Genomic DNA, 22543 nt, shown 5'->3' on the forward strand with positions numbered 1-22543 from the left:
TGACTAACTATCACAATACTTCCGTTTATTCCTGTGTAGAGTTCCCATTTTGATAATATAGTTCTATATTTCTCCATGACTCACTCCCGCGCCGTTCGAACTCCTCTTGTACAAGCGCTCTCGCCTCAGAATCAGTAAAATTCAATTCGAACTTCTTTCCGGCAATCAACCACACATCCTGCTCTCCTTCAAGCAACACCTGAACATCCTCAGTATCGTTCAGATACACAGCCCCAGTCCGTGGATGCACGTACTCCCCGTCCCGTTCCACCACAGGCCCAAGCCCGTTCTGCCTGAAAAAGTAGTCCGTCTCGCCGTAGTACCACATTGACAACTCGGGCCGGGTCGACACAATCACATCGTCCTCATCTGCATGCTCGGTAACGTACGCACTTGCTTCCCGCCACTCAGACACGCCCGGATGATACGGACTGTCGTTCACCGACTCCGTCGCGGCAAACCCCGCCAGCGGCGACGCCACGATGAGCAATACAACCACCGGAACCGCATACACCACACCCTGCGAAATCATACCTAGCTCGTCATCACCCTCCGTGACTTTCCGCCACAGCACGGTCAACACCTCCGCAATCGCGTACAGTCCGGGAATAGCCACCAGTGGCAGAAGATGGTATACGTATCGGGGTGCCTTCCGCGGCGTCACCGAGGCAACGACAAACGACACCACAAAGGCCAACACAAGCAACCGCGCATCTGGCCGTTGCACCCACAGGTACATCGCACCGGCGACAAACAGGTAGCGAAGCACGGGATAGGCCTGCCCGAACAGCTTCCAGTAGTACATCAGGTCCCGGTCGGGCCAGGTACTCGGCGGCGACGCCGTTACGATACCAGGGAAACCCCTGAGCACGACGTACAGCCCTGCGACGAGAACCCCACCGACAATCAGCACCGCCAACCGCTTCGAGGTCGAATCCACCGCGTCCACAGACAGCGTTTCCAGGACCCACAATCGGCCAGCAAGCAACATAGCGAGAAACAGCACGGTACTCGCACCCAGCGCCAGATACGCCTGCTGGGCATTCTGGCCAAGATACACCAACACCACGAGCACAAACGGATACGGGCTACGGAACTGGAACTCTTGGTCGTACCATCGTAGGATAACATAAATAGATGCGAAAAAGAAGAACCCAAGCGCCGTGTACATGCGGGCGACCCGGCCCCATATCAGGAAGAAGGGGTCCACGGCCAGGAAGCCGGCCGTCAACAGCCCACCCAGACGGTTGTACCGAACAGCGATGAAATAGCCGACCCCAACTGTCCCCAAACTGTAGAGAACACTGGGTAGCCGTGCAGCGAACTCGGTGCGCCCGAAGAGTTCGAACGACGCCGCAATCGGGAGCGAGGTTGTCAGCCACGCGCGGCGATACGGCGATGAGGGGCCAATTGGGTCGGAAAAACCGTTCCCGGTCAGGAAGTTCCAGGCGGCCCAACTGGAGAAGGCCTCGTCGATCCATAGCGACGCGACGCCGAGCCGGCGGAATCGGAGTGCCACCGCGATTAGGACGATGGCCCCGAGCGCTCCGTAGTAGAGCTGTCGTTGCCGATTCCAGTCCCTGATACGGCCGATTCGCTGGGATGCCCACGTGAGTTCCATGGAGCGGTTACCATCTGGCAGGACCGTCGAAAATAAAAGCTATTCCATTGGCCCGACTCACGAACTCACACGGCCTACGATTCGTTCGAGTGGGTCAGCGACACGCGATGGCAATCGCATAAAAATGGGTTCGAGCTCTGCCGGCCGAACGACCCCCAGTCGGAGGAGGCCAACCGCATACAGCACTGCCCCGACGGGCGGGACGACACCGAGCGCGAGGATTGGCGTGTCGATGAGCCTCGCAAGCCCGAAGACGGCCACTCCGGCGCCGATACCGACCAGACCGAGTCTCACGAGGCGCAGATCAGCAATCGGATTGAATCCGATGCGTCTGGCACTTACTACATGCAAAACGACCATCAACCCGTACCCGATACTGGTCGCGACGGCTGCCCCTCGCATCCCGTAGGGAGGAATCAAGAGCAGGTTCAACACGAGATTGAGAACGGCAGCTGTTCCGGTCGCAACAATTAGAATACGCAGGTCCCCCTTGCCCTGCCCGATTGCGAATATCGGACGTGCCACCGCAAGCCCGAACGCGCCGGGGAGCAGTAACAACACGATGGGGCCCGTGGCGACGAACTCCGCCCCGAAGTATAGCGGGACGAATGCATCGACGAGGGCAGCGATACCCAGCGCCACGATGAGCGTCAGCGCCAGCGTATAGCGGGTGGCTTTCGCAGCGAGGGCTGAGAGTTCCTCGAGACGACCCTCGGCCCACAACTCCGACGTGGAGTGTAGTAGCGCCATCTGCAGGGCGAAGGGCGCAAACCAGACGAACTCGGCGACCAGCAGCGCTGCACGGTAGTAACCCGTCGCCGCCCCGCCTTCGAGGGGGCGCAACAGGAGAATATCGACGTGATACAGCGACATCATCAACAGAGTCAACACGACACTCAGCGCATTGAACGAGAGTAGTTCCCGTGGTTCGGTCTGCAGTGTCGTTGGCGCCCGTTGCCAGAGAGCACGGAGGTCAAGCCGGCGACCCAGCACCGTGACCGCGACAATCGTCCCGAGGCTGCTAGCGAGGATGTGTCCGACGAGGACGCCCGTAACGCCGTAGCCCAACAGCGCGAGCATGACACCAAAGATACCGAACAGCATCTTCCGGAGAACAGTGAGCGGTTCGCTGTAGTGTTCGTACCCCAGGCCCATCAGGGTGCTCCGGAGTGTGAGGAACAGCTGTCGAGCCCCGACAAGGATGGCGAGCAGGTAGAAGTACTGCCGGAACGCCGGGCCCGCAACGGCGTCGACGAGTCCCGCTTTGACGGCGGCGAAAATACAGAGTCCGGTCACGCCGGCGAGCGCGATCGCCACGCGGGTATAGAAGCCGAACACGTACTCGGCCCATTCCGTACCACGGTCTTCGGCGATGAATTTGCGGACGCCATCGCTGATACCGGCGTTAGTGAGCACCACCAGGACACTGAGTGCTGACAGCATGAACGCGTAGTCACCGTACTGGCCGCTGCCGAGTGCTCTGACCAGCAATGGTGTCACGATAAGGCCGACGAGGACCCCGCCGACATCGCCCGAGAGTACGGAGATGAACCCCCGAAGCAGGTTCCGATTTAATTCGCTCATCAGCTCATAGACGTTGAGAGGGTTTCAACGAGGCCAACACGGTAGCGATCCCACTCATTGTCTTTTTGCTGCCTTGACAAACGACTCACGCTCCCTGTTTTTGAGTGCCTTCAGTTCGAAGCCGTATGATTCGAGCGTAGCTTCGACGGCGGCGACGGAGTCGCCGAATGAACGCAATCGGTCGGGATGTAGTTCGACGTAACAGCATCGACACGACGGACGTGAGAGGGTGTCGGTAAACCCCTCTAGGACCTGTTGCTCCGCCCCTTCGACGTCGATTTTGAGTATCGTCGGCACTGGGGCCCGGTCTTCGATCAGTCTGTCACCGGTTTCGACTGGGACAGTAATCGTCTTGCTTTCCTCACCAGTCGCCAGCGCGTGGGCGCCCTCGCCCGACGCTTCCGACGCAACGGCGAGGTCCGTCGTGCCTGTTTTCGCAGCCAGTGCTTGCTCCCGGACGGTTGCCTCCAGACCGTTGTACTCGAGGTTCCGCCGGAGCGCACCGGAATTACTTGGGTGCGGTTCGAAGGCGACTACCTGTTCAGGCGGGAGTCGCTGGGCGAGGAAACACGTGTACGTCCCGATGTTCGCACCGACATCGTACACTACGTCATCAGCCACCAGTTCGGTGAGCATGTCCTCGATGATCGGCATTTCCCCCATCAGTTCCGACACCCGCTTACACTCGGTCGGGTTTGTGACGGTAAAGTGGGCCGTTGTTCCCGCTATCTCGTGGGACTCAACGCCCGAATGTCTGGCAAATTGCACTCGCCAATACAGGTCCTCAATGACTGCGTGGAGGCCAAGTCGCTCCGTCACCGGTCGCAACACCGTATTGTAGAGTGACGGAGGGCGAGGCATCTATATCGCATACAGTGTGGCCCTCATGAAAAACGCACCTATCCATTATTTCGGAACGTATCATGCCGAGGTCAGCACGTCTCGGGGACCATCCGTGAGAATAGCACACGCCTCTTGACATCCTTCTCCACGATACGCGGAGGATGAAGGTTGAGGGCTGTACGAGAGCGGAGCTCTCGTGAACGCCGAGTGGCGGATTCACTGCCCACCCGGACGGGTTTGAGGCCGAGTCCACGGACAAGCCCCCTCCTCAACGAGCGACCCTCTCAGGGTGAGGTAGTTGACTAGAAAAGATTGCCTCAGCCCAGCAGGTCAGCCTCGTACTCGCTGGCGCGAACCCGTACTGGGAACCATCCTTCTTCGTCGACACCCAGCAAGGCCTCCGAGTAGCCATCGTCGTCGTTCCCGGCCTTCGCCGATCGCACCCAATTAGCCTCACGCTCGCTTAGGCCGAACCACTCGGCCAGTTCTGATGCCGCCTCGTCCACTCGATGAATAAGCGTCATTGAACAGAGATTCGCGATCGTCTGAGCCTCCGGTGTTAACGCGAACTCGCCGCCAGTCTGGGTAACGAATTGCAACGAGAGATCGTAGTGCCGACTGTGACGAACGGCCGTCTCCAAGAAGCCGAGTGACGTAGAATCATTCATCAGATAGTGTGCTTCGTCGATGACGAATAGCACACGCTTGTCGGTCTGTTTCGCGCGTTCGTACACGGGGTTGAACAGCACCTGCATCATGAGACTCGTCTCCTGGCGTCCGCGGCTCCCTTCGTCTTGGTGGAGGTCAATGTAGATGACGTCGCTCTCGAAGTCGAACGCAGTCGCTTCTGCCAGATTCGCCAGGTCGCCGCCGTCGCGGAACGACGGGCGCAAATCGATGAGCAGCGACTGGACATCCGAGCGAACCCGTTCCTGCTCGCCCTCGGTAACGTACTCGAAGTCCCCAGGGTCAGCCAACATCGCTTCGAGAACCGCAATGACATCGCGAACCGTCGGCGAGGGATTCTCGTGTGTATCGGGATCCTGCGTGATACCCTGTCGCTCATAGGCCTCCTGCACGGCTCGCCGAAGCGTCTGCTTGCGCGCCTCCAGCGGGCTACTGGCAACCGTCTTGAAGAACGTCTCGAAGAAGGTGAGCACCCAGGCGATCTGTTCGGCCCAAGGGTCCATATCTGGCACCGAATCGAGGACGTGCTGGGGGGTCGCTTTCAACTCCAGTGGATTGACGCCACGAGAACCACCGACGGTGATGCGTTCGCCACCGAGCGCGTCGTTCACGCTGGCAAAGCCTTCCAGTGGATCGAGCATCACAAGCATAGTGTCGGCGTCGTACATCGCACGACGGACCAACTGCAACTTTGTCGAGAAGGATTTGCCTGCGCCGAGTTTGCCGATGACCATCGCACAATACCCCGTCTCGCGGGCGAAGCGATCGAGGATGAGTGGACTCTCGTTGAGCGCGTACGTACCGTACTCGATACCGGGTTCGGCCAGTGCACCGGCGACGAAGGGGAACATCGCGCCGACGGCGCCGCCGAGCATCGGTGTCGTCGCGTGTAGTGACTCATCGAGACGGTCGACACCCATCGGACTTGCTGAGATCAGCGTGTCCATCTGTGCCCACCGTGGCGTTACGGGAGTGAGATTCGCCGGTGAGCGACGGGCGGTGTTAGCGACGGCATCCGTATCGAGTTTCTCGCGAGCGGGTCCGCGGACGGTGAGATACATCGACGTATCGAAGGCTCGCATCGACGTGTTCCGTAGCGTATCGTAGAGTTGACGGTAGTCGTGTAGATCTTTCTCGACGCCGCGGGCGCCAGCCCGGCGTTTCTCCGAGAGGTATTCGAAGTCGGCTTCGAGGTCCTCGATCCGGTTCTCCAGCGAGTCGAGCGTCTGGTGGGTATCCCGCGGATCGAGGTGGATCGAGATATCCGTCGTCCGGGTCTCGGCCGTCGAGTACAGCGTCTCGAAGAGGCCGTTCTGTGGTGTGTCGGGATAGCCACCGACCCACAGCGTCCGCGCCCAGGTGTCGCCGGTCCGGACGGCGTTCGGTACCTCCTCGATACTCGACGGTGTCACGAGCGTCTGGTGAACGTCCGCAGTCGAGTCGAGGGCGGTCCCAGTCGGCTCGTAGGCGACGATCGCGTCGTCGGCCTCCGACTGCTCCGCTGTCTCGTCTGTCTCTCGTCGCCAGAACGCTAACCATGAAGGGATCATCGCGATCCTCCGACGAGCGGGCGCGTCCGTAGCTGCTGGTCCGCCGCCACGCGTTCGCGTGGTTCGCCGTTCCAGAACTCTGCGACGAGGGTGGTCGCGTCCTCGACATCCACGGTGCGTGCCGTACAGCCCTCGATATCGCGAAGGCCAGCCTCGACGCGGTGCAGGCGCTCGGCGAGCGCGTCGAACATGGCTGCCCGCTCGTCGCCGGCCCGTGGAGCGAGCCACGCGTCGACGAACAGCCCCACGACGGGAAGCGTCGCCAGTTTCTCGGTGAGACTCTCCCGTTCGAAGTGGACCTCTTCGGGTGTGACCGAGACGACGACGTAGTGATCCCGGATCGTCATCCGACGAGTTTCGAGATCCGTCGCGTACCACGAGAGATACTCCTCGATGAGGGTCGACAGGCGTGGATTCGCCTTCACGTCAGGATCGTCGAGTCGGCTCCGGTACTGCGCCAGATATTCCTCGACGGGGAAGGGCTGGGTCGTCGAGTAGATCTGGATCGGGAACTCGACGACGGTGTTACAGAAGTCTCGGAAGGCGTCGGTCTTGGCCGCCCACTCCGCGTCAGTCGCCAGCGCCATCGGCGGTGGACCGACTTGGATCAGCCCGACGAGCGCACCGTCGGTCCGTTCGATCGCGCCGTGTTCCGGGTGGACGCGTTCGACCTGTGTGTGTTGCTTCGCTGCGTCGTGGTTGAGGCGCTTCTCTCGTCGGGCGAACCCGACGAACGTCTCTATCCACTCCAGACTCGTGGTATAGGCTGGCGTCAGGAAGACGAATATGCCACCACAGACGATGGCGACGAGAACGACAGGCAGCGTAAGCGTCTGGAGTCGGTAGCCAGCCACCATCAGCGAGGGTGGGAAGACGACCTGGATCAACAGGACGACCGCGACACCCGGAACGAGTGCAACGGCGATGTCGGTCAGCGTGTAGTTGCCGAACAGTTTGGTTTCGGTCCCGAGTGCTTTCGGGACCCGCTTGGAAGGATCGGTATCGTGCATAATCACTGGATGTAGCGCGGAGCGTCGTCGATCGCCGTCCCATCGGAGTCGGTCCGCGTGCCCGATCCTCGGGATGTTCCGTCCGGTCGCGAACGGAGATTCGAGAAGTCCGCGTCTCGTTCCGCCCTCGACCGGTCGGTGCTGTCTGCGAGCGAGCCACCACCGCCACCACGACCGCCGCCACGCCGTTCGAACGTCTCTGTCACGCTCGTCGCCGCCGAATGCAGTCGAGAGCCAGCGGTGTGGGCACGGGAGTTCCCAGAATGGAGGACGGTCTGTCCGTCAGATCGAACTGCGGGCTGGCCCCGAGCGCCGCGGACGAAGTTCTGCCCGCCCTGGACGCCGGTCTTTCCCGCCTCACTACCGCGAGCTAACCGATCGCTCGCACGCTGTGACGAGAGGCGCTGTGAGGCGCGGTCAGCCATGAAGAAGATCGCGCCAGCCTGCCAGAACAGGACGAACGGCGCGGCGATGGCGACGATCGGGATGACAAGCGCCATCAGCCACTGCCCGAATCCCTGCATCGAGAGGTCGACGCTCCCGCCGATGAGTTCCCCCAGCCGGAACAACAGCGCGACGGGTATAGTCATGAAGAGGAACGGTGTGTAGAAGCCCGCTAATCGGCTCATCAACCGCGAGACCTGAACGAACGGACCAACGCCGGGAATCCAGAAGACGATCAGCAGCGGCATCAACACGACGAAGAGGTAGAGAACCACTTGGCGGATGAAGTACAGCAGTGCGATCAGGACGAACAACAGCAGGTCTGTCAGGAGTGCGATAGCGATTCCCAGGACGCTCATCGCTCCGAACGAGAGCGTCTCGAAGAGCGTGATGTCCGAGAGGTCGGGCAATAGAAAGCCAGTAAGTACATTCACGAACTGCAGCGAGAGCGCAGCGACCCACCACCACATCAGAATGCCAAGGAGCCCGGCGAACGCCCGCCGCTTGAGCTTCGCCTGGTGATAGCTCCCGAAGAGGTGACTCGTCGATTCCAGAAAGATGACCAGGCCAATCGACAGTGCCCAGAGGAACAGACTGAGCGGGATCATGGTGTCCCAGTAGAAGTCATACACTGCGGGCCAGGGGTCGTTCGTCGGCTGGCCGAATACTGTATCTGGGGTCGGTGTGCCGACGACAATTTTCAACAGCGGGTCGACATAGTCCTCAATCAAACTCTCAATCGGGATCACAAGGATTCGGATGAGATCCTTCAGTGACTCGATAATGACATCTCCGATAGTGCTCATAATCCTGTCTCCGCATTCTCGGGCTGCGGGGAGATTGCTACCCTAGAGCAGACAAAGTCGTTCACCAGACCAACTGATGTCTGTTCCCCGCCGGCCTTGATTCGGACTGTTTGTTCAAGGGGCTCACCTACGGCTGTCCCGACGATTACCGTCATATCCCTCTCGATATCGCAACTATCCCAGTCGTTGCTCGTAAAGAGGAGAGGACCAATTCCTTCGACGTAGGTCTGTTGACCTCCTGGGGGAAGGAGTATGTCATCAAGATTGCTCGGCTCAGCAAAGGATGGCAACCCAGGTCCACGTAAGTAATCATTGTTGACTGTCCAGTTCGGTGCGTCTTGATACGTGAAGTCTGATACCCACGTCGGGCCGGTTCCCACGTTCTCGATTCGAACTACGATCTGTGCGAGATCCGCAGTCCATTCACCGTCCCGATACTGCGAGATATCGAGGATTCGGAGTTCCGGGACCAGATCAACGGGAACCGACACGGGATCGGCATCGGATTCGGGGACCGTAACGAGGGTGTACTGCCCGGGCTCGTAGTGGTCGTAAGAGGCGAGTCCCCACTCGATATCGAGAATCTCGATCCGGGCGGTAGTCGCACCAGTCGGGATCGTCGCGCTCCCGAAGAGCGTCCCGTCGGGGGCGATCAGGTTCAGCCGTGAGACAGTGTGATCGTCAACCAGTCGAACCACGAGGGCGTTCCCTTCTGTCCCGATGTCCTCGAAGACGGACGGAAGCGGTGTTGTTGTCGGGGTTGGCGTCGGTGTCGTGACTGCCGATGGAGTCTCGGAACCCCTACAGCCAGCGAGGGCAGCGACACCCGCCAGCAAGCCCGAACGGAGTAACGCTCGCCTGGTAATCGAGGCCATCAGAGGCCCCTCCAGGGTGGCCACAGCCGCCAGCCAGTGGCACGGTCGACGATGAAGACGGCGAACAGGAACAACGAGACCGGAACCGCGAACTCGAAGAGGATCGCGAGCACGGCAATGGTGGGACTATCGAGAGCGACCACATCGGAATCACCACGGTAACCAGGGATATCGACCCACCAGTGGCCGGGTTCATACCGGGCTGTGATGCCACCGACTGGTCGGGTAATCGTAAGAATCGCCATACCTACACCGTTCGTTTGGATCTGGCGACCCTGGACGAAGACTGATCCATCCCGTCCGGTGGTGTTGATCGGTGCGCCGGTCTGGGCGTCCCGAAGCCACACTCGGACGGTGACGCGCTGACTTGTCTCGTTCTGGACCGTCAGCGTGAGGTTACTTCGCCGAATCGGCACTCGCGCAAACGATGTGTTCGGGACGGTCGTGTCGGTCCCCCGAACGAGCCCGAAGGCGGTGACGTTCTCCAGAGTCGTACCATCCGTCTGCGTTCGTGTCGCGATCCCGTAGCTGGCGACGTACCGTCCTTCGAGCACGTCGAGGTGGATGTGTTCCGGAAGCTCCGGAGAGTCCATCCGCACGCCGTAGGTGTCTACGAGCTGTATCGTCGACCGGTTCGACGGGGTCGGCCCGGATTCGACCGGAAACGCTGCGGCCTGTACTGGGACGGCCGGCGATGGTGCGCTCGTCTGGCCACGCTCGGTACTCGTCACCAGCGTGTCCCATTCGCCATCACGAGCGGCGTAGAACCGCCAGACGCCTCGAACCGAGCCACCGGGAACAGCGTAGCCCAGCCACGGCTGGTTCTTGTAGACCACGAGACCGAGGTCGCCATCGAGATAGGTGGCTCGATACCCAGAGACCGAGAGTTCGTAGCGGACGACCTCGACCTCGTCGGAGACGGTGACTGTCTCGTTCACTTCCGTGAGAGTCCGATTCACAGCCGTGCAGGTCCCGTTTCGATCCCAGGCAAGACAGGTCTCGGTACGTTTCGTCAGTGAAACGTCGACATCGGCTTCCAATCGGAGGGTGGAGGGCTGGCCACCGTACCCGCCGAGGGTGTATGGCAGTTCTACCAACCGGGTCCCGCTGGCGTTCGCAATCTCGGTCTCGTTGGCGAGTAACCGAACGCGTCGGATCTCGTGCGTGGTCAGATTCCAGGATTCGCTCCGGTTCGTTGTCGTAGTCGCCGGTGGGAGGGCGATTCGATAGTCAATCATCCCCAGAACGCTTCCGTTGGGCGCGACGTAGAGCGGTTGGTCCGTCGGCGAGAGCCGAGCACGCGTCGACGGCTGGATAGCGAACACCGAGACGTGGGCGTCGCGGATGAATTTTTCGTCGGTTAACGTCGCGTTCTCCCGGTAGACCGATCGGTTCGTGTCGGTCACTGGAACGTCCCGGAGATCGCCACGGTTCCACCGCTCGACAGCTTCGGGTGGTGAGTCGAGTGGGATATCTGTCGCAGCGGCCAGCGTACACACGTCGGTCGCGTTCTCGGTCTGGTTCATCCAGCGAGTCAGGTTCGAGACGTCCTCGTCGCCCGCCCAGAGGGTGCAGTACGTGGTCTCGTCGACCCCGTGGTCGGCGCCGTCGGGAGGCTGGCTCGCCGAGTACCCCGTCACCGCAACGGCGAGTGCAAGCGCTGCCATACAGATAGTCATGTAACTCTGTGGCCTCAGAAGCCGCAACTCGCGCCTCCGGCAACGACGTTGTCGAGCAGGAACGCGACGATCGCGGTTCCGAGCGGTGCGGCGATGATACCCCAGACGACGGCCTGGTTACGCGTCTCTTTCAGCTCTTTCTTCAGGTCGGCCCGGCGCACGGCTGGCAGCGCCACGGTAGTCCCCAGCGCGATCACGCCGCCGATAAGCGGCCCACCGAACTGGATGAGGGTAAAGAGGTTCTTGATCGTCTGAGCGATGTCGGTCCCACAGAAGTCCGTCCCGGTGGTCTGTGCGAGTGCAGGTTGGCTCGCCAGCAACGTCACGGCGAGAACGGTGAGCAACGGGAGTCGGAGGTCGGCAACGCGAACAACTGTACTGTCTGGTTTCTTCGGGGCAATCCCCGAGTCGGCATCGGTTGACATGTTTCTCTGGATCGTCGCCAGACACCGCATCCGAAGCCGGACAACCCGACAGCGGTGGTTTGAGGGCGAGGTAATCCACCTGACAGAGCTACGTAAACCCATATAAACGTTTACGTAATTGGTACTAATCAAATATAATTAGATATAATAACGGGATCACGGCCTCCAGTCGCTGCGTCGCTGCAGATGTAGAATAGTCATTAAGTATGAAATATTGATAGTACAGGCACGGTGCTGTCTGAGATACCGACGAATCGCGGTGAATCTCTCACCTGCTCCCAGCGTTACTCGCGTGCCGCTGCGAACCGCTCACGCAGTGTGGCTTCGCGGCGCTCGAACTGGGCAGCCTTCGCCTTCACATCCTGACTCACGCGTTCGAGTTGTGCTAAGGCGACCTGACTCGCCAGATCGGTCTGTCCGTCAGCCTCGGTGTCGGCGGCTGCCTGTTCCTCGTAAGCTCGTTCCACCGTCTCGATGGTCGCCTCCGGATTGAACAGGATGTCGTTCGCCACGCGGACGTAGCGATCCAGCGCCGCCCCCTCCTTCCCGTCGAAGAAGTGCGTCAGGGCGTACGTCGCCCCCGAATGCAACGTCCACATGTCGATCTCGTGTAGATCGGTCGCCTCTGCCCTCGCATCCTCGGCCGCCCGTGCTGCCAGGTAGGCGGGAACGTCCAATAACTCGAAAAACTCCTCGACACCGAAGGGCACTGCCGGGAACTCGATCGTGATCTCGCCGGCGTCCTCGATGAACGCCAGTAAGTCGTTCGCGACGAGCCCGATCTGTTCGAGCGTGGCTTCCCACCACTCCCGGAAGTCGCCGACCTCGCCGACGTGTTTGACCGTCTCGCGGGCGGTCAGCTGTCGAATCGAGTTCGCACAGTAGCTGTCACGAGCCAGGCCTTCCACGTAGACGGCGTGCCCACCGAAGAAGTCGTAGCCCGAGGAGACGCCCATCGTGATCGGCTCTGCCCGGTCGGGCAGCGTCACGGAGAGCCCGTCGAAGAGGATGTCCATGTGTACCTCGCCGCCGCCGCGATACCGTCTGATCTCGCCGAAGACCACGTCGCCGAGCTGGTGGCCATCGATCGACTCCTCTCGAAGCACCGCTTCGAGCGGACCGTAGACGTCGACCGGGTTGATGACCGCATACGACGTCGTCGGGATGTGATACAGCGGGTCCGCACTCTGCTCTTCGGTCGTTTCCTGGTGCTCCTGGTTGTGGGTCTTCGCCGGGTCGACCAGCGCGTTGAACCGATCGGTCGGCACCCACTCGCCCGTCCGTGGGTCGTTATATGCGACTGTCGTCTCGATGGCTCTAGGGAGGCTCCGGATCGCCTCGGCGAAGGAAATCGGGTCGCCACCGTCGGTCCGTCGTGCGTACCACGACGGGAGTCCGCCGTTCGTTCGTCCGTCGACACCTGCAAACAGGGTGGTCGTCTCTGGTGGTTGCATCGTTGGTTCCACGGACACACATTCTGGTGCGCCCGCACCCTCGGGAGGGCGCCAATAAACGCGGTACGGAGGAGTTCTCCTGTATTGAGCTGAGAATATAACTCGGCTTGGTATACGACTCGCTAGCGTCCGGTCAGTCAGCGACGGTCGACCCGGATGTGATGAGATCGTCCATCTTCGAGAGAGTATAGAGTGACCAGTGCTCGCCGAGGTCGTCTTCGAGGCCATCGATAAACCCGCTTTTCGAGAACAGTACGAACCGTTCGTCTCTGTCCTCGGGCCCCCACCGAACGTTCGGCGCTTTCGCTCGCAGACTCTCGACGAGTGGTTTCCCAACGGGATCAGTCGTCCATTTGCACTCGGCGAGCAGTATCCGGTCGTCGGCCGGGGCGAGGCCGACGATATCTATCTCGTCTTCCCCGTACCACCACCGACCGACCTCCGAGTACGGCTCGAAGTCACCGCGTCGAATACCTTCCCAGATTGCTTCTTGGCAGATATCCTCGAACGTCGTTGCAACATGAGTCGGCAGATCAGGGGCAATCGTCCCGTCGTAGACGACACCCGGCGCTTCCTCGATACTGGAGCGATTCGGCTCGACGTACCGGAACCAGAACCGGAGGAACTCGTCCGCGACGCGGTACCGCGACCGTTTCGACTTCTTGTCTGTGGCAGTCACTGGGACTTCCCGGTCGATCAGCCGGAGCCGTCGAAGCGTTTGCAGATACTTCGACAACGGGCCGACATCGATTCCAGTCGCTCCAGCGATCTCGTTCGGTGTCGTGTGCCCCAGTGCAACGGCTTCGAGAATGCTCATGTACCGAGCCGGATTCCGGAGTTCCGTCCGAAGCAAGAACTCCGGCTCGTTGTACAACACTGCCGACGGCGACAGCACCTGATCTCTGATGTTCTCCGTAAGCGATTGTTGGTAGTCGAACAACGTGAGATACATCGGCGTCCCGCCGGTGATCGAATAGGATCGAATTGCATCCGCTATCCCATACGTGATAACTTCACGGGCGTCCTGAAACGAGAACGGTTGTACGTCGAGTTGTGCGGTACGACGCCCATATAACGGACTCTCGTGACCAAGCACTTCCGACTCCATCGTACTGACACTCGATCCGCAGAGAACCAACATCGATTCGGTCTGCTGGAGGTGCTCGTCAACAAACCCCTGTACGTAGGACGGAACCGAGTCATTCTCCTCGACGAGATACGGGAACTCGTCGATCACAACCACGACTTCTTCGGAGCGGAGTTTCTCCCCGAGGTACTCGAACGCCTCGTCCCATCCATCGATTCGCGGTACGCGTTCATCGAAATACGCAGCGACTTGATCGATGAATTTCTCGCGCTGTCGATTCTCGGCCTCCTGTGCCGCCAGGAAGTAAATGTGTGGCCGGTCAGCACAAAACTCCTTCAGCAACTCCGTCTTACCGACCCGCCGCCGCCCATAGACGACGAACACGTCCGACCCAGTCGACTCGAACGCAGACACCAGCGCATCCAACTCTTCCGTCCGGTCGTGAAAGGTCATACTCTGAATAATGATTACTTGGATAATGACTTACCGGTTCGGGAGTGGTGTCCTTTGTTCGCACTCAATCAGCCACAGCTATTTGATCCAGAACGCGCGCTGCCGACCCTCTCTTTCACTGACGGCCATCGACAGCACCTCACGCCAGTCCGCTGGATGTGACTCGTTGTCGCCGGGCGTTGGTGCATCCGGATCTGGGTGGACATGGTCTCGTGTATTGTGCTCCGACGGGTGTCGATCCCACCGGTAATCGAACGTGTGCCCTTCGGACTTTTCGATATCATAACCAGTCAGCCGTAACGTACGTTACTGTATCCATTGCCTCTCGATTGGGAATCGCTTCGATAACGCGCTGGATGATATGGTAGAGTTCGTGTGAGGGAAGCGACTGGTTTGGGACGTAGAACACCCCACTGTGTGAGTCGGCTGGCATCTGGACGAAGTCGTCGTCGCTGGTGACGATAATCTGATTGTTCTCAACTGCGTACAGTCGAATCGCGGTATCGTCAACGCCTTCGCCTAACTCGCTCACGTCAACGACACGCTCTACATCGTGGCCTGCTTTGTCGAGTTTGTCAGCCAGCGGAGCCGCGATGTTCTCATCGAGAAGAAACGAGACTTGCATACTTACGCTTCCGGCAGATCATCTGGCCCGGTGATGGTCCTTGGGTCAGATTCTGCGGCTTCGTGAACCTCTTGACGGCGTTCTTTGACTGCCCGCATCTCTTCGGGGTGGTCGTGATAGTACGCCAGTGCGTGGTAGACGTCTGAGATGGGAAGGTCAAACCGGTCCGCAACCGTCTGTGCATTGAGGCCACGCTCTTCGACCAGTGCGTGGATGTGGCTCACGGTGATTCGCCGGCCTCGAATGTGGGGCTCGTCGTGAATATCTGACTCGTCACCTGAGATGACGGTGTTCATCTGCTCAGACATAAAGCAGACTACCATTGCAGTGGACTTCAGTCTTTGCCGGTACAGGCAACCAACTGCGGCTGTTTTGCAAGGTATTGACGATCTGTTTGCTGCGAGCAGTGCCTGCAGGAGTCAGAAGCAAAAATATCCGATCAATGACCCACGGCGAGCAGTACGATTCCTTGTCGGGATTCCGGCCAGTTTCCCAGTTCTCGCCGACCCTGTCGTTGGCTGGAAGGTCGCTCGTAGTGAGCACAGCACAAATATACTCTTCACCTTGATACGGCAGTCCCTCAGCACTCAGGACGAGCCAGAGTCGTGGATTCTGCCCCTCCCTGAACGGATCTGGAGCCCAGACCACATCACCCTTCTTGAATGTTTCACTCACGGTCGTCGCGGGGATCAGACGCGTGTTCCTGCCACGTTTTGTAGGCCATCGGCTCGGTTTCGTAGCTCGCGGCAGTTTCACTCGCGTGAGCCGTAGCTTCGTCTACACTCTGGACGTGATCGCTCACGCGCCAATATTTGCCCTTGTGGTCGACCCGCCCGGCTTCCCGTAACCGAACGAGCGTCGGTCCGACCGAGCCGCCGGTGACGTTGGTGGCTTCGGCAATTTCGCTCTGGGTGAACGCCTGATCGGCATGCGAGTCGAGAAATGTGAGTATCTCCGCTGCGTTTGTCCCCGGTGTCGGCCCGTCGCCCTCGTCGTCGATCTCTTCGAATCGATCGGTGCTGATCGGCATATGTATCTTTTGTACTGGATGTATCAAGAGGGTTTGGTCCCCGTTGTCGCAGGTGCGGATCGGTCACTCCGGATCTGCTCACGGCAGACCCGCCTTTGGTGCTCGTTCCTCGTCCCGTTGCGTCTGTGACTGACCTCCATCCGCGCCTGGTGGTTCTCCAGCCTGCTGGCAGCGCAACACGTCCAGCAGTGGTCGCTGGATGGCGACAGCAACGCGGTGCTTGCAGGCCCCATCGAAGCTAGTGTCGGCAGGACAGGAACACGACATTGGCAGGCCGTCCTCGACTGTCACGAGGTATTCGTGATCGGAGGGGGTCGCATGGCTCTCGTTTCGAACTAGTATATTCGTCCCGAAAATCGAGAGTGCGAGTGCTTCGTACTGGGCGCGCTTTGCGACGGTCGTACTGAACTGTAGTTCTTCGAGTGGATGCATGGGTTCCGGACGCTCTGAACAGAGCGCCCGCACCAGTGTGGGCGCTTAGTAAAACACTCTATCAGGATTTGCTCCTCTAAAATCTTCGAGGGCGAGTTCCCCGACCCACCGGGGTCGGGGGTGAAGCCCGACACTCGGCCTAGTGTTCCGTCTCTTCGATATACCGTTCAACCACTTCCTCCGACACTGCGCCCGTCGTCCCCACGTAGTACCCGACCTTCCAGAAACCACCACCCCAGAAATACGACTCCCGAATCTCAGGATACCGCTCCAGCAAGTGCTTGCCCGAGTACGACTTGAACTGTCGAGCGATGTCGGCAGGACTGTGATTCGGGTCGGACTGAACAAACAGGTGTACGTGGTCGTCCGCTATCTCCAGCGCCAGAATCTCATGCCCGAAGTGGTCGGCAGTCTCCGCAAACAACTCTCGCACATCGTCCTCCACTACATCGAGAACCGGGTGTCGGTACTTCGGACACCACACGAAATGATACTTGCAGGAACTAACCGAATGTGCATGACTGCGGTACCCCTCCATTCCTACACCCTACATTTATGACCAATTGGAACAACCATCAAAGCATGGGCGAAGAAGCCACGAAAACCATTCAGACGCGCCTCCACGTAGCGTCTGGTGAGCGGTCGTGGCTTCACGACGCCCGCCTCGCGTCACGCGAGATATTCAACGACACCATCCACCTCAAACAGCAAGGGTACAATCGCACCGAGATACAGCGAGAGGTTGACCGCGACGACTTCTTGCGGAACAACAAGTGTGCGGTCGTCGGCAAAGCCCTCCAAACGTGGGACTCCTACCAATCGCTCAAAGACTGGTGGGAGAACCAAGACGACCCTGACGGCGGGAAGCCGACGCCGCCGAGTACGGACAAATCCGGTGCGTACCCGCTCGTAATGGCACACACGGAGGGCTACCGCCTCACCGTGGAGGACGACACGAATCGCGTCCAGTTCCGTATCAGCCCGAAACCCTACAAGAAGGTGAACGGACACCTGCGCGGCGACCCGGACGCGATGGACGAACTTCGAGATGCCATCACGTCGGATGAGGTGGATGTGGGGCAGGCTGAACTCCTGTACCGCGATGGCGTGTACTACCTACACGTCACGGTCACACGCGAGTTCGACGTGCCCGAACCCGATACTGCCGATACGGTAGTCGGTGTAGACATCAACGAGCGCAACGTCGCGCTCACCGCCCTCGACCGCGAGACGATGCGGACTAAAGGCACGCTCGTCCTCGACTACGGACGAGTGAAGCAAGAACGCCAACGCTACCACACAATCACCACTCGCTGTCAGGAATACGGCAAGACGAGCATCCACCAGAAACTCGGTGACAAGGAAGAGCGATTCACCGAATGGATGCTGCACCGTCTCTCTCGTGCTGCCGTGGAGTTCGCGGAGCAGTTCACGAACCCGGTTATCGTGTTCGAGGATATGGGCGGCATCCGTGACGAAATCAAGTACGGGACGTATATGAACCGCCGATTGCACAAACTGCCGTTCCACAAGTTCGAGAAGTTCGTCTCGTACAAGGCGACGTGGCGAGAGATTCCGACGGACACGGTGGACGCCTATCATAACTCGAAGATGTGTTCGTGCTGTGGTGAGCGTGGGTCTCAGCAGGGGCGGCGGTTCCGCTGTACGAACGACGAGTGTGATGTGGCGCAAGACCACGCCGACCGGAACGCGTCGGTGAACATCGCGTGGCGCGAGACGGCGAAACTCGACGGTAATACGACGAATTACCGGACTCACAAAACCCAGCCACAGGTTCGGTTGGTGCGTCTGTCCGGGTCGGGGCGTGTAAGCCGCCCAACCTCATCCCGCTCGCTTGCCGAGCAGGGAGTGCTAGCGCACGGCTGAGGGAACCAACAAAAGCCTCGGGCCACCGCGCCCGAGGCTGTTTACAGGTAACAGCGAGAGTTCCACGGGTCACCTGACCCGTGGGTGAATCGCGTACGCTCGCCTAATGTTCCGTCTCCTCGATGTACCGACGAACCACGTCCTCGGAAACAGCACCAGTCGTCCGGACGTAGTAGCCATCCTTCCACAGGCCACTTCCCCAGAAGTACCGCTGTTTGAGTTCAGGGTGGCGTTTCAGAATCATTCGGCCCGAATAGCCTTTGAATTGCTTAGCAATCTCGGCAGGACCCCATTTCGGGTCGGCCTCCACGAACAAGTGAACGTGGTCGGTGGCGATCTCCATCGACACAATCTCGTGACCGATCCGCTCGGCAGTCCCCCGGAACAACTCCGCAAGTTCGTCCCGAACTAACTCCAACATCCCGTGTCGATACTTCGGGCACCACACGAAATGATACTTACACAAACTAATCGAATGTGCATGACTCCTGTATTCACCCATCCGAATCCCTACGTTTATTATCATTTGATTCGATAGTCAAGGTATGGGTATCGAAGAAGTCACGAAGACCGCACGTACTCGACTCTGCATAGAGTCTGGTGAGCGGTCGTGGCTCAAAGATGCCCGTTACACCGCACGAGACATCGCCAATGACACGCTTCGTCTCAAACAAGACGGGTACACCAAGACCGAGATTCAACGCGAGGTTGACCGCGACGACTTCTTGCGGAACAACAAGTGTGCGGTCGTCGCCAAGGCTCTGCAAGCGTGGGACTCCTACAAAGAACTCCTCAACTGGTGGCACGACCAAGACGACACCAACGTCGGGAAACCGTCGCCACCGGCCACGGACAAGCAGGGAACATACCCGCTCGTCATGGCGCACACCGAAGGCTACCGACTCACCTACAACGACGAGACTGACCGTATCCGATTCCGTGTGAGTCCGAAGCCGTACAGGAAGGTGAAAGGACACCTTCGAGGACGACCGGAAGACCTCAACCTCATCGAGTCGGCCTTGACTGAAGATGAGTGGTCGTTGGGGCAGGCTGAACTTCTGTACCGAGATGGCGTGTACTACCTACACGTCACGGTCAAAACAGAAGTCGAAGTGCCTGAACCGGAAGACGGTGACACGCTCGTCGGCGTGGACATCAACGAGCGAAACATCGCCCTCACTGCGCTTAACCGTGAGACGATGGACACGCTTGGAACACTCGTGCTTGACTACGGCTCTGTGAAAGCCGAACGCCAACGCTACCACACCATCACGAAACGCTGTCAAGAACACGGCCAACACTCCATCCACCACCAACTCGGGGAGAAAGAAGAACGCTACACCGAGTGGATTCTTCACCGAATGTCCCGAGTTGTGGTGGAGTTCGCCCAACAGTTCTCGAATCCAGTTCTCGTGTTCGAGGACTTGAGTGGGATTCGAGACGCCATCAAGTACGGCACGTACATGAATCGCCGTCTGCACAAACTGCCGTTCCACAAATTCGAGCAACAGGTTCGATATAAAGCGACATGGAACCAGATTCCGTGTGAGAGGGTCGAGTCGCCGTACAACTCGAAGGCCTGTTCGTGTTGTGGTCATCGGGGATACCGTCAGAGTCGGCGGTTCCGCTGTACGAATGATTCGTGTGAAGTTCAGCAAGACCATGCTGACCGGAACGCGAGCGTGAACGTGGCGTGGCGAGCGTGGGCGAAACACGCTGGCGTAGACGTTGAATCGGTTAATTACCGGACTCGCAAAACCCAACCGTTTGTTCGGAAGGTGAGCCTGTCTGGGTCGGGGCGTTCTGTAAACCGCCCATCCTCATCCCGCGACATCGCGTCGCGTGGAGTGCTATCGGCATAGGCTGAGGGAATTACAAAAGCCACGGGTCACCCGACCCGTGGTCGTTTACTTCTTCGATCAGAATGCGTGGCTAGGCGATCAGTATAGATGAGTGACGCAACGACGATCGAATGTCACTCGTGGAGCCATTCGTACCACTCACCGAGATCCACGAGTTGGTTTTCGACTCCATCAATCCCATACTGAGTGAGTACCTCGTCGACGGTTCGAGCAAGTCCTTCCGGGTCGGTGTCTGGAAGAGTCTGCTCATGGTAGAGAAAGATTCCTGCGTGGTCGTACTCGTGGTGCAATGGTTCGAAATCCTTTGCATTGTTGGTCACAAGGACGGTCCCAGACTCACCACACCGCATCACCAGTTCATCGTCATTTGTGTGTTCTCCGAACCGATCTTTCGCCTGTTCGACGTCGTGACTGCGCTCTCGGAGCAGTCGTTCGAAGACTCGACCGACATGCTCGTCAAGGAGGATTTGAGCCCCCATCACTTCACGGTCTCTTTGGGTTTGAGTGATAACTCCTGCACTCTTTCGAACGCTGCTTCGTTCTCCGCTTCGAGTTCGCGTATCTCGTCGATGTGGGCGTAGTAGTAGGAGAGGGACTCGTACACGTCTGCAAGAGCAACATCCAGTTGATCCGCGACATGAGCGGGAGATTGTCCTCTATCAATCACCCGTGCAGCGACGTGACGAACGCCGATACGCGTACCGTCGATTCGTGGCTCGCCACCGAGTACATCGTCATCCCGGGCGATATTCATATGCTTCGGTAGACACTCTCGTGGGTTATATCTTTCTGGCGGTCGATTCGACCACACTCGATGCGCACAGTTAACGAGTGGCTGTTCCAGCATCGAATGGCGTTTTCGAACATCCGTTCGACAGCCCGTTGTTCGGTTGTACTCTCCAGAAATTCAGTGCGTGACCGACCTCTATCCGCGCCTGGTGGTTCTCCGGCCTGCTGGCATCGCAACACGTCCAGCAGTGGTCGCTGGATGGCGACGGCAACGCGGTGTTTGCAGGCATCGCCGAATCGAGCGTCGGCAGGACAGGTACATGACACTGGCACCCCCTCCTCGACTGTCACGAGGTATTCGTGGTCGGAGGGGGTCGCATGGCTCTCGTTTCGAACTAGTATATTCGTCCCGAAAATCGAGAGTGCGAGTGCTTCGTACTGGGCGCGCTTTGCGACGGTCGTGCTGAACTGTAGTTCTTCGAGTGGATGCATTGGGTTTCGGACGCTGTGAAAAGAGCGCCCGCACCTGTGTGGGCGCGTAATAAACTGAGCCAAAGAGCAGGTGACACCCCGAAGTGCTTTACTGCGCTCTCGTGTACGATAGTGTATGGCTCAGGCCGACCCTGGCGATTCAGACTCCCCGCAACGTGAAATTCGCCTGGTACAAGAGGACGATGGCCGGTGGTCCGCTATCGACGAGGGAGTTGGTGTGGCAAGTCACGGTGACACACGGTCTGAGGCGCTGGAAAACTTAGACGAGGCCGTCGCACTACATACTGGAGAGATCGGCGAGCCGGTCACGGACGCCGATTTGCGTGATTTGGGACTCGACCCAGAGACGGTTCCCGACGAGCCTCGGGAACCCGAGGCACCCTGGTTCTCTCAGTAACTGTGCTGGCGTTTGTTTCTCACTCGACTCGCCGTGGTACTGCTCGATTTGTTCGAGTGTGACCGATACGACCCGTTCGTCAGCCACGCAGGCCGTCCGCCGCGATACGGTCAATGGTCTCTCGCTGCTGACGGTGAATCGTCTTCCGGTGTTCGCTGAACCCAGCCTCGATTTCGGCTCTGAATTGCTCGAACGCTTTCTTATCACCACAAACAAACTCTCCGTTGACCGCGTCATGGGCGACCGCTAGCGGGAGTGTCTCAATGTCGGCGACATCGACGAATGGGGCGTCCTCACGTTGGAGATCTCCAGAGAGGAAACACCACTTCTCGAACCGCTCTTGATCGGAGAGAGCGTCGACGAACTTGACGGCGAGGTCTAGATCGGACGCTGCTGTCGGCTCTCCCGAGACCTGCGAACCGAAGGCGATCACGTACTCGATATCGGGGTCCGGACAGAGCGACGCAGCGAGATCATCAAGAACCCCGGAACGCTCGCCGTGGGTGGTCATAGGTGGAATGGTGCCGATTCGCCACAAAAGATTTCCGCCGACCGTCGTTGTCTGGGGGCT

At 59.1% G+C, this 22543-nt stretch carries 25 protein-coding genes and 2 pseudogenes; 4 read left to right on the forward strand and 23 right to left on the reverse strand.

What is annotated here, in order from left to right; all coding sequences use genetic code 11:
- Window positions 1-25 precede the first annotated feature (25 nt).
- From P0204_RS12560 to P0204_RS12570, 3 genes are read right to left on the reverse strand one after another with little or no spacing between them, the layout of a single operon-like run.
- A complete protein-coding gene (locus P0204_RS12560) occupies window positions 26-1621 on the reverse strand; it encodes a glycosyltransferase family 39 protein (protein WP_276179696.1) in 1596 nt (531 codons plus the stop codon).
- A 57-nt stretch (window positions 1622-1678) separates the two neighbouring features.
- Window positions 1679-3205, reverse strand: a complete 1527-nt coding sequence (locus tag P0204_RS12565) for an oligosaccharide flippase family protein (protein ID WP_276179698.1) — start codon at window positions 3203-3205, stop codon at window positions 1679-1681.
- 54 nt (window positions 3206-3259) lie between these two features.
- Window positions 3260-3868, reverse strand: a complete 609-nt coding sequence (locus tag P0204_RS12570; protein WP_276179700.1) for an FkbM family methyltransferase — start codon at window positions 3866-3868, stop codon at window positions 3260-3262.
- A gap of 380 nt (window positions 3869-4248) precedes the next feature.
- Between P0204_RS12570 and P0204_RS21105 the strand changes: the two are divergent.
- Window positions 4249-4341 (forward strand): annotated as a pseudogene (locus P0204_RS21105) (zinc ribbon domain-containing protein); the annotation flags it as partial.
- 24 nt (window positions 4342-4365) lie between these two features.
- Here the strand turns inward: P0204_RS21105 and P0204_RS12575 are convergent.
- The 15 genes and pseudogenes from P0204_RS12575 to tnpA (P0204_RS12640) form a co-directional block, all read right to left on the reverse strand.
- Window positions 4366-6285, reverse strand: a complete 1920-nt coding sequence (locus tag P0204_RS12575; RefSeq protein WP_276179702.1) for a VirB4 family type IV secretion system protein — start codon at window positions 6283-6285, stop codon at window positions 4366-4368.
- The gene (locus P0204_RS12580; protein ID WP_276179704.1) at window positions 6282-7295 is read right to left on the reverse strand and encodes a TraC-like domain-containing protein; all 1014 of its coding nucleotides are present in this window, start codon (window positions 7293-7295) and stop codon (window positions 6282-6284) included. The genes P0204_RS12575 and P0204_RS12580 overlap by 4 nt, the downstream gene beginning before the upstream one ends.
- 2 nt (window positions 7296-7297) lie before the next feature.
- Window positions 7298-8545 (reverse strand): TrbL/VirB6 family protein, encoded by a 1248-nt coding sequence (locus tag P0204_RS12585; protein WP_276179706.1) that lies wholly within the window; start codon window positions 8543-8545, stop codon window positions 7298-7300.
- Complete coding sequence (locus P0204_RS12590; protein WP_276179708.1) at window positions 8542-9420, reverse strand: hypothetical protein; 879 nt, start codon at window positions 9418-9420, stop codon at window positions 8542-8544. Before P0204_RS12590 ends, P0204_RS12585 begins: the two co-directional genes overlap by 4 nt.
- A complete protein-coding gene (locus P0204_RS12595; RefSeq protein ID WP_276179710.1) occupies window positions 9420-11087 on the reverse strand; it encodes a DUF8186 domain-containing protein in 1668 nt (555 codons plus the stop codon). The genes P0204_RS12590 and P0204_RS12595 overlap by 1 nt, the downstream gene beginning before the upstream one ends.
- A gap of 26 nt (window positions 11088-11113) precedes the next feature.
- Complete coding sequence (locus P0204_RS12600; RefSeq protein WP_276179712.1) at window positions 11114-11524, reverse strand: hypothetical protein; 411 nt, start codon at window positions 11522-11524, stop codon at window positions 11114-11116.
- Window positions 11525-11808: 284 nt separating this feature from the next.
- Window positions 11809-12978, reverse strand: coding sequence for a hypothetical protein (locus P0204_RS12605; RefSeq protein WP_276179714.1), 1170 nt, complete (start codon window positions 12976-12978; stop codon window positions 11809-11811).
- Between the two features lie 133 nt (window positions 12979-13111).
- A complete protein-coding gene (locus P0204_RS12610) occupies window positions 13112-14518 on the reverse strand; it encodes an ATP-binding protein (protein ID WP_276179716.1) in 1407 nt (468 codons plus the stop codon).
- Between the two features lie 78 nt (window positions 14519-14596).
- Window positions 14597-14776 (reverse strand): annotated as a pseudogene (locus P0204_RS21110) (toxin-antitoxin system TumE family protein); the annotation flags it as partial.
- A 22-nt stretch (window positions 14777-14798) separates the two neighbouring features.
- Window positions 14799-15143 (reverse strand): DUF5615 family PIN-like protein, encoded by a 345-nt coding sequence (locus tag P0204_RS12615; protein ID WP_276179718.1) that lies wholly within the window; start codon window positions 15141-15143, stop codon window positions 14799-14801.
- Between the two features lie 2 nt (window positions 15144-15145).
- Window positions 15146-15451 carry a DUF433 domain-containing protein gene (locus P0204_RS12620; RefSeq protein WP_276179720.1) on the reverse strand — a complete coding sequence of 102 codons (306 nt, stop codon included), beginning with the start codon at window positions 15449-15451 and terminating at the stop codon, window positions 15146-15148.
- Window positions 15444-15818 carry a hypothetical protein gene (locus P0204_RS12625; protein ID WP_276179722.1) on the reverse strand — a complete coding sequence of 125 codons (375 nt, stop codon included), beginning with the start codon at window positions 15816-15818 and terminating at the stop codon, window positions 15444-15446. Before P0204_RS12625 ends, P0204_RS12620 begins: the two co-directional genes overlap by 8 nt.
- Window positions 15811-16173 (reverse strand): helix-turn-helix domain-containing protein, encoded by a 363-nt coding sequence (locus P0204_RS12630; protein ID WP_276179723.1) that lies wholly within the window; start codon window positions 16171-16173, stop codon window positions 15811-15813. Before P0204_RS12630 ends, P0204_RS12625 begins: the two co-directional genes overlap by 8 nt.
- Window positions 16174-16251: 78 nt before the next feature.
- Complete coding sequence (locus tag P0204_RS12635) at window positions 16252-16605, reverse strand: SWIM zinc finger family protein (RefSeq protein ID WP_276179725.1); 354 nt, start codon at window positions 16603-16605, stop codon at window positions 16252-16254.
- Between the two features lie 139 nt (window positions 16606-16744).
- Complete coding sequence (tnpA, locus tag P0204_RS12640) at window positions 16745-17143, reverse strand: IS200/IS605 family transposase (RefSeq protein ID WP_276179728.1); 399 nt, start codon at window positions 17141-17143, stop codon at window positions 16745-16747.
- Window positions 17144-17187: 44 nt separating this feature from the next.
- Here tnpA (P0204_RS12640) and P0204_RS12645 point away from each other — a divergent pair, with 44 nt between their 5' ends.
- Window positions 17188-18492, forward strand: a complete 1305-nt coding sequence (locus P0204_RS12645) for a transposase (protein WP_276179730.1) — start codon at window positions 17188-17190, stop codon at window positions 18490-18492.
- Between the two features lie 103 nt (window positions 18493-18595).
- On the opposite strand, the gene tnpA (P0204_RS12650) is transcribed toward P0204_RS12645, so the two are convergent.
- A complete protein-coding gene (gene tnpA / locus P0204_RS12650) occupies window positions 18596-18994 on the reverse strand; it encodes an IS200/IS605 family transposase (RefSeq protein ID WP_276223275.1) in 399 nt (132 codons plus the stop codon).
- Window positions 18995-19037: 43 nt separating this feature from the next.
- Here tnpA (P0204_RS12650) and P0204_RS12655 point away from each other — a divergent pair, with 43 nt between their 5' ends.
- Window positions 19038-20354, forward strand: a complete 1317-nt coding sequence (locus P0204_RS12655) for a transposase (protein WP_276179732.1) — start codon at window positions 19038-19040, stop codon at window positions 20352-20354.
- A gap of 113 nt (window positions 20355-20467) precedes the next feature.
- Here the strand turns inward: P0204_RS12655 and P0204_RS12660 are convergent, their stop codons facing one another.
- From P0204_RS12660 to P0204_RS12670, 3 genes are read right to left on the reverse strand one after another with little or no spacing between them, the layout of a single operon-like run.
- Window positions 20468-20833, reverse strand: a complete 366-nt coding sequence (locus tag P0204_RS12660; protein ID WP_276179734.1) for a DUF5615 family PIN-like protein — start codon at window positions 20831-20833, stop codon at window positions 20468-20470.
- Window positions 20833-21108 (reverse strand): DUF433 domain-containing protein, encoded by a 276-nt coding sequence (locus P0204_RS12665; protein WP_276179736.1) that lies wholly within the window; start codon window positions 21106-21108, stop codon window positions 20833-20835. Before P0204_RS12665 ends, P0204_RS12660 begins: the two co-directional genes overlap by 1 nt.
- Entirely contained in the window at window positions 21105-21575 is a 471-nt protein-coding gene (locus P0204_RS12670; RefSeq protein WP_276223277.1) for an SWIM zinc finger family protein, read from the reverse strand. Before P0204_RS12670 ends, P0204_RS12665 begins: the two co-directional genes overlap by 4 nt.
- A 115-nt stretch (window positions 21576-21690) precedes the next feature.
- Here P0204_RS12670 and P0204_RS21115 point away from each other — a divergent pair, with 115 nt between their 5' ends.
- Window positions 21691-21972, forward strand: coding sequence for a type II toxin-antitoxin system HicB family antitoxin (locus P0204_RS21115; RefSeq protein WP_419181154.1), 282 nt, complete (start codon window positions 21691-21693; stop codon window positions 21970-21972).
- Between the two features lie 79 nt (window positions 21973-22051).
- Here the strand turns inward: P0204_RS21115 and P0204_RS12680 are convergent, their stop codons facing one another.
- On the reverse strand, window positions 22052-22483 hold the full coding sequence (locus P0204_RS12680; RefSeq protein ID WP_276179740.1) for a nucleotidyltransferase family protein: 432 nt from the start codon (window positions 22481-22483) through the stop codon (window positions 22052-22054).
- Between the last annotated feature and the right edge of the window lie 60 nt (window positions 22484-22543).

Source organism: Haloarcula halophila (assembly GCF_029278565.1).
GTDB classification, from domain to species: Archaea; Halobacteriota; Halobacteria; order Halobacteriales; family Haloarculaceae; genus Haloarcula; species Haloarcula halophila.

What these genes read in the sequence shown, in the direction of transcription:
- P0204_RS12560 (WP_276179696.1), bottom strand. Translation starts at nt 1,621, where the DNA reads ATGGAACTCACGTGGGCATCCCAGCGAATCGGCCGTATCAGGGACTGG.
- P0204_RS12565 (WP_276179698.1), bottom strand. Translation starts at nt 3,205, where the DNA reads ATGAGCGAATTAAATCGGAACCTGCTTCGGGGGTTCATCTCCGTACTC.
- P0204_RS12570 (WP_276179700.1), bottom strand. Translation starts at nt 3,868, where the DNA reads ATGGGGGAAATGCCGATCATCGAGGACATGCTCACCGAACTGGTGGCT.
- P0204_RS12575 (WP_276179702.1), bottom strand. Translation starts at nt 6,285, where the DNA reads ATGATCCCTTCATGGTTAGCGTTCTGGCGACGAGAGACAGACGAGACA.
- P0204_RS12580 (WP_276179704.1), bottom strand. Translation starts at nt 7,295, where the DNA reads ATGCACGATACCGATCCTTCCAAGCGGGTCCCGAAAGCACTCGGGACC.
- P0204_RS12585 (WP_276179706.1), bottom strand. Translation starts at nt 8,545, where the DNA reads ATGAGCACTATCGGAGATGTCATTATCGAGTCACTGAAGGATCTCATC.
- P0204_RS12590 (WP_276179708.1), bottom strand. Translation starts at nt 9,420, where the DNA reads ATGGCCTCGATTACCAGGCGAGCGTTACTCCGTTCGGGCTTGCTGGCG.
- P0204_RS12595 (WP_276179710.1), bottom strand. Translation starts at nt 11,087, where the DNA reads ATGGCAGCGCTTGCACTCGCCGTTGCGGTGACGGGGTACTCGGCGAGC.
- P0204_RS12600 (WP_276179712.1), bottom strand. Translation starts at nt 11,524, where the DNA reads ATGTCAACCGATGCCGACTCGGGGATTGCCCCGAAGAAACCAGACAGT.
- P0204_RS12605 (WP_276179714.1), bottom strand. Translation starts at nt 12,978, where the DNA reads ATGCAACCACCAGAGACGACCACCCTGTTTGCAGGTGTCGACGGACGA.
- P0204_RS12610 (WP_276179716.1), bottom strand. Translation starts at nt 14,518, where the DNA reads ATGACCTTTCACGACCGGACGGAAGAGTTGGATGCGCTGGTGTCTGCG.
- P0204_RS12615 (WP_276179718.1), bottom strand. Translation starts at nt 15,143, where the DNA reads ATGCAAGTCTCGTTTCTTCTCGATGAGAACATCGCGGCTCCGCTGGCT.
- P0204_RS12620 (WP_276179720.1), bottom strand. Translation starts at nt 15,451, where the DNA reads ATGTCTGAGCAGATGAACACCGTCATCTCAGGTGACGAGTCAGATATT.
- P0204_RS12630 (WP_276179723.1), bottom strand. Translation starts at nt 16,173, where the DNA reads ATGCCGATCAGCACCGATCGATTCGAAGAGATCGACGACGAGGGCGAC.
- P0204_RS12635 (WP_276179725.1), bottom strand. Translation starts at nt 16,605, where the DNA reads ATGCATCCACTCGAAGAACTACAGTTCAGTACGACCGTCGCAAAGCGC.
- tnpA (WP_276179728.1), bottom strand. Translation starts at nt 17,143, where the DNA reads ATGGAGGGGTACCGCAGTCATGCACATTCGGTTAGTTCCTGCAAGTAT.
- P0204_RS12645 (WP_276179730.1), top strand. Translation starts at nt 17,188, where the DNA reads ATGGGCGAAGAAGCCACGAAAACCATTCAGACGCGCCTCCACGTAGCG.
- tnpA (WP_276223275.1), bottom strand. Translation starts at nt 18,994, where the DNA reads ATGGGTGAATACAGGAGTCATGCACATTCGATTAGTTTGTGTAAGTAT.
- P0204_RS12655 (WP_276179732.1), top strand. Translation starts at nt 19,038, where the DNA reads ATGGGTATCGAAGAAGTCACGAAGACCGCACGTACTCGACTCTGCATA.
- P0204_RS12660 (WP_276179734.1), bottom strand. Translation starts at nt 20,833, where the DNA reads ATGGGGGCTCAAATCCTCCTTGACGAGCATGTCGGTCGAGTCTTCGAA.
- P0204_RS12665 (WP_276179736.1), bottom strand. Translation starts at nt 21,108, where the DNA reads ATGAATATCGCCCGGGATGACGATGTACTCGGTGGCGAGCCACGAATC.
- P0204_RS12670 (WP_276223277.1), bottom strand. Translation starts at nt 21,575, where the DNA reads ATGCATCCACTCGAAGAACTACAGTTCAGCACGACCGTCGCAAAGCGC.
- P0204_RS21115 (WP_419181154.1), top strand. Translation starts at nt 21,691, where the DNA reads ATGGCTCAGGCCGACCCTGGCGATTCAGACTCCCCGCAACGTGAAATT.
- P0204_RS12680 (WP_276179740.1), bottom strand. Translation starts at nt 22,483, where the DNA reads ATGACCACCCACGGCGAGCGTTCCGGGGTTCTTGATGATCTCGCTGCG.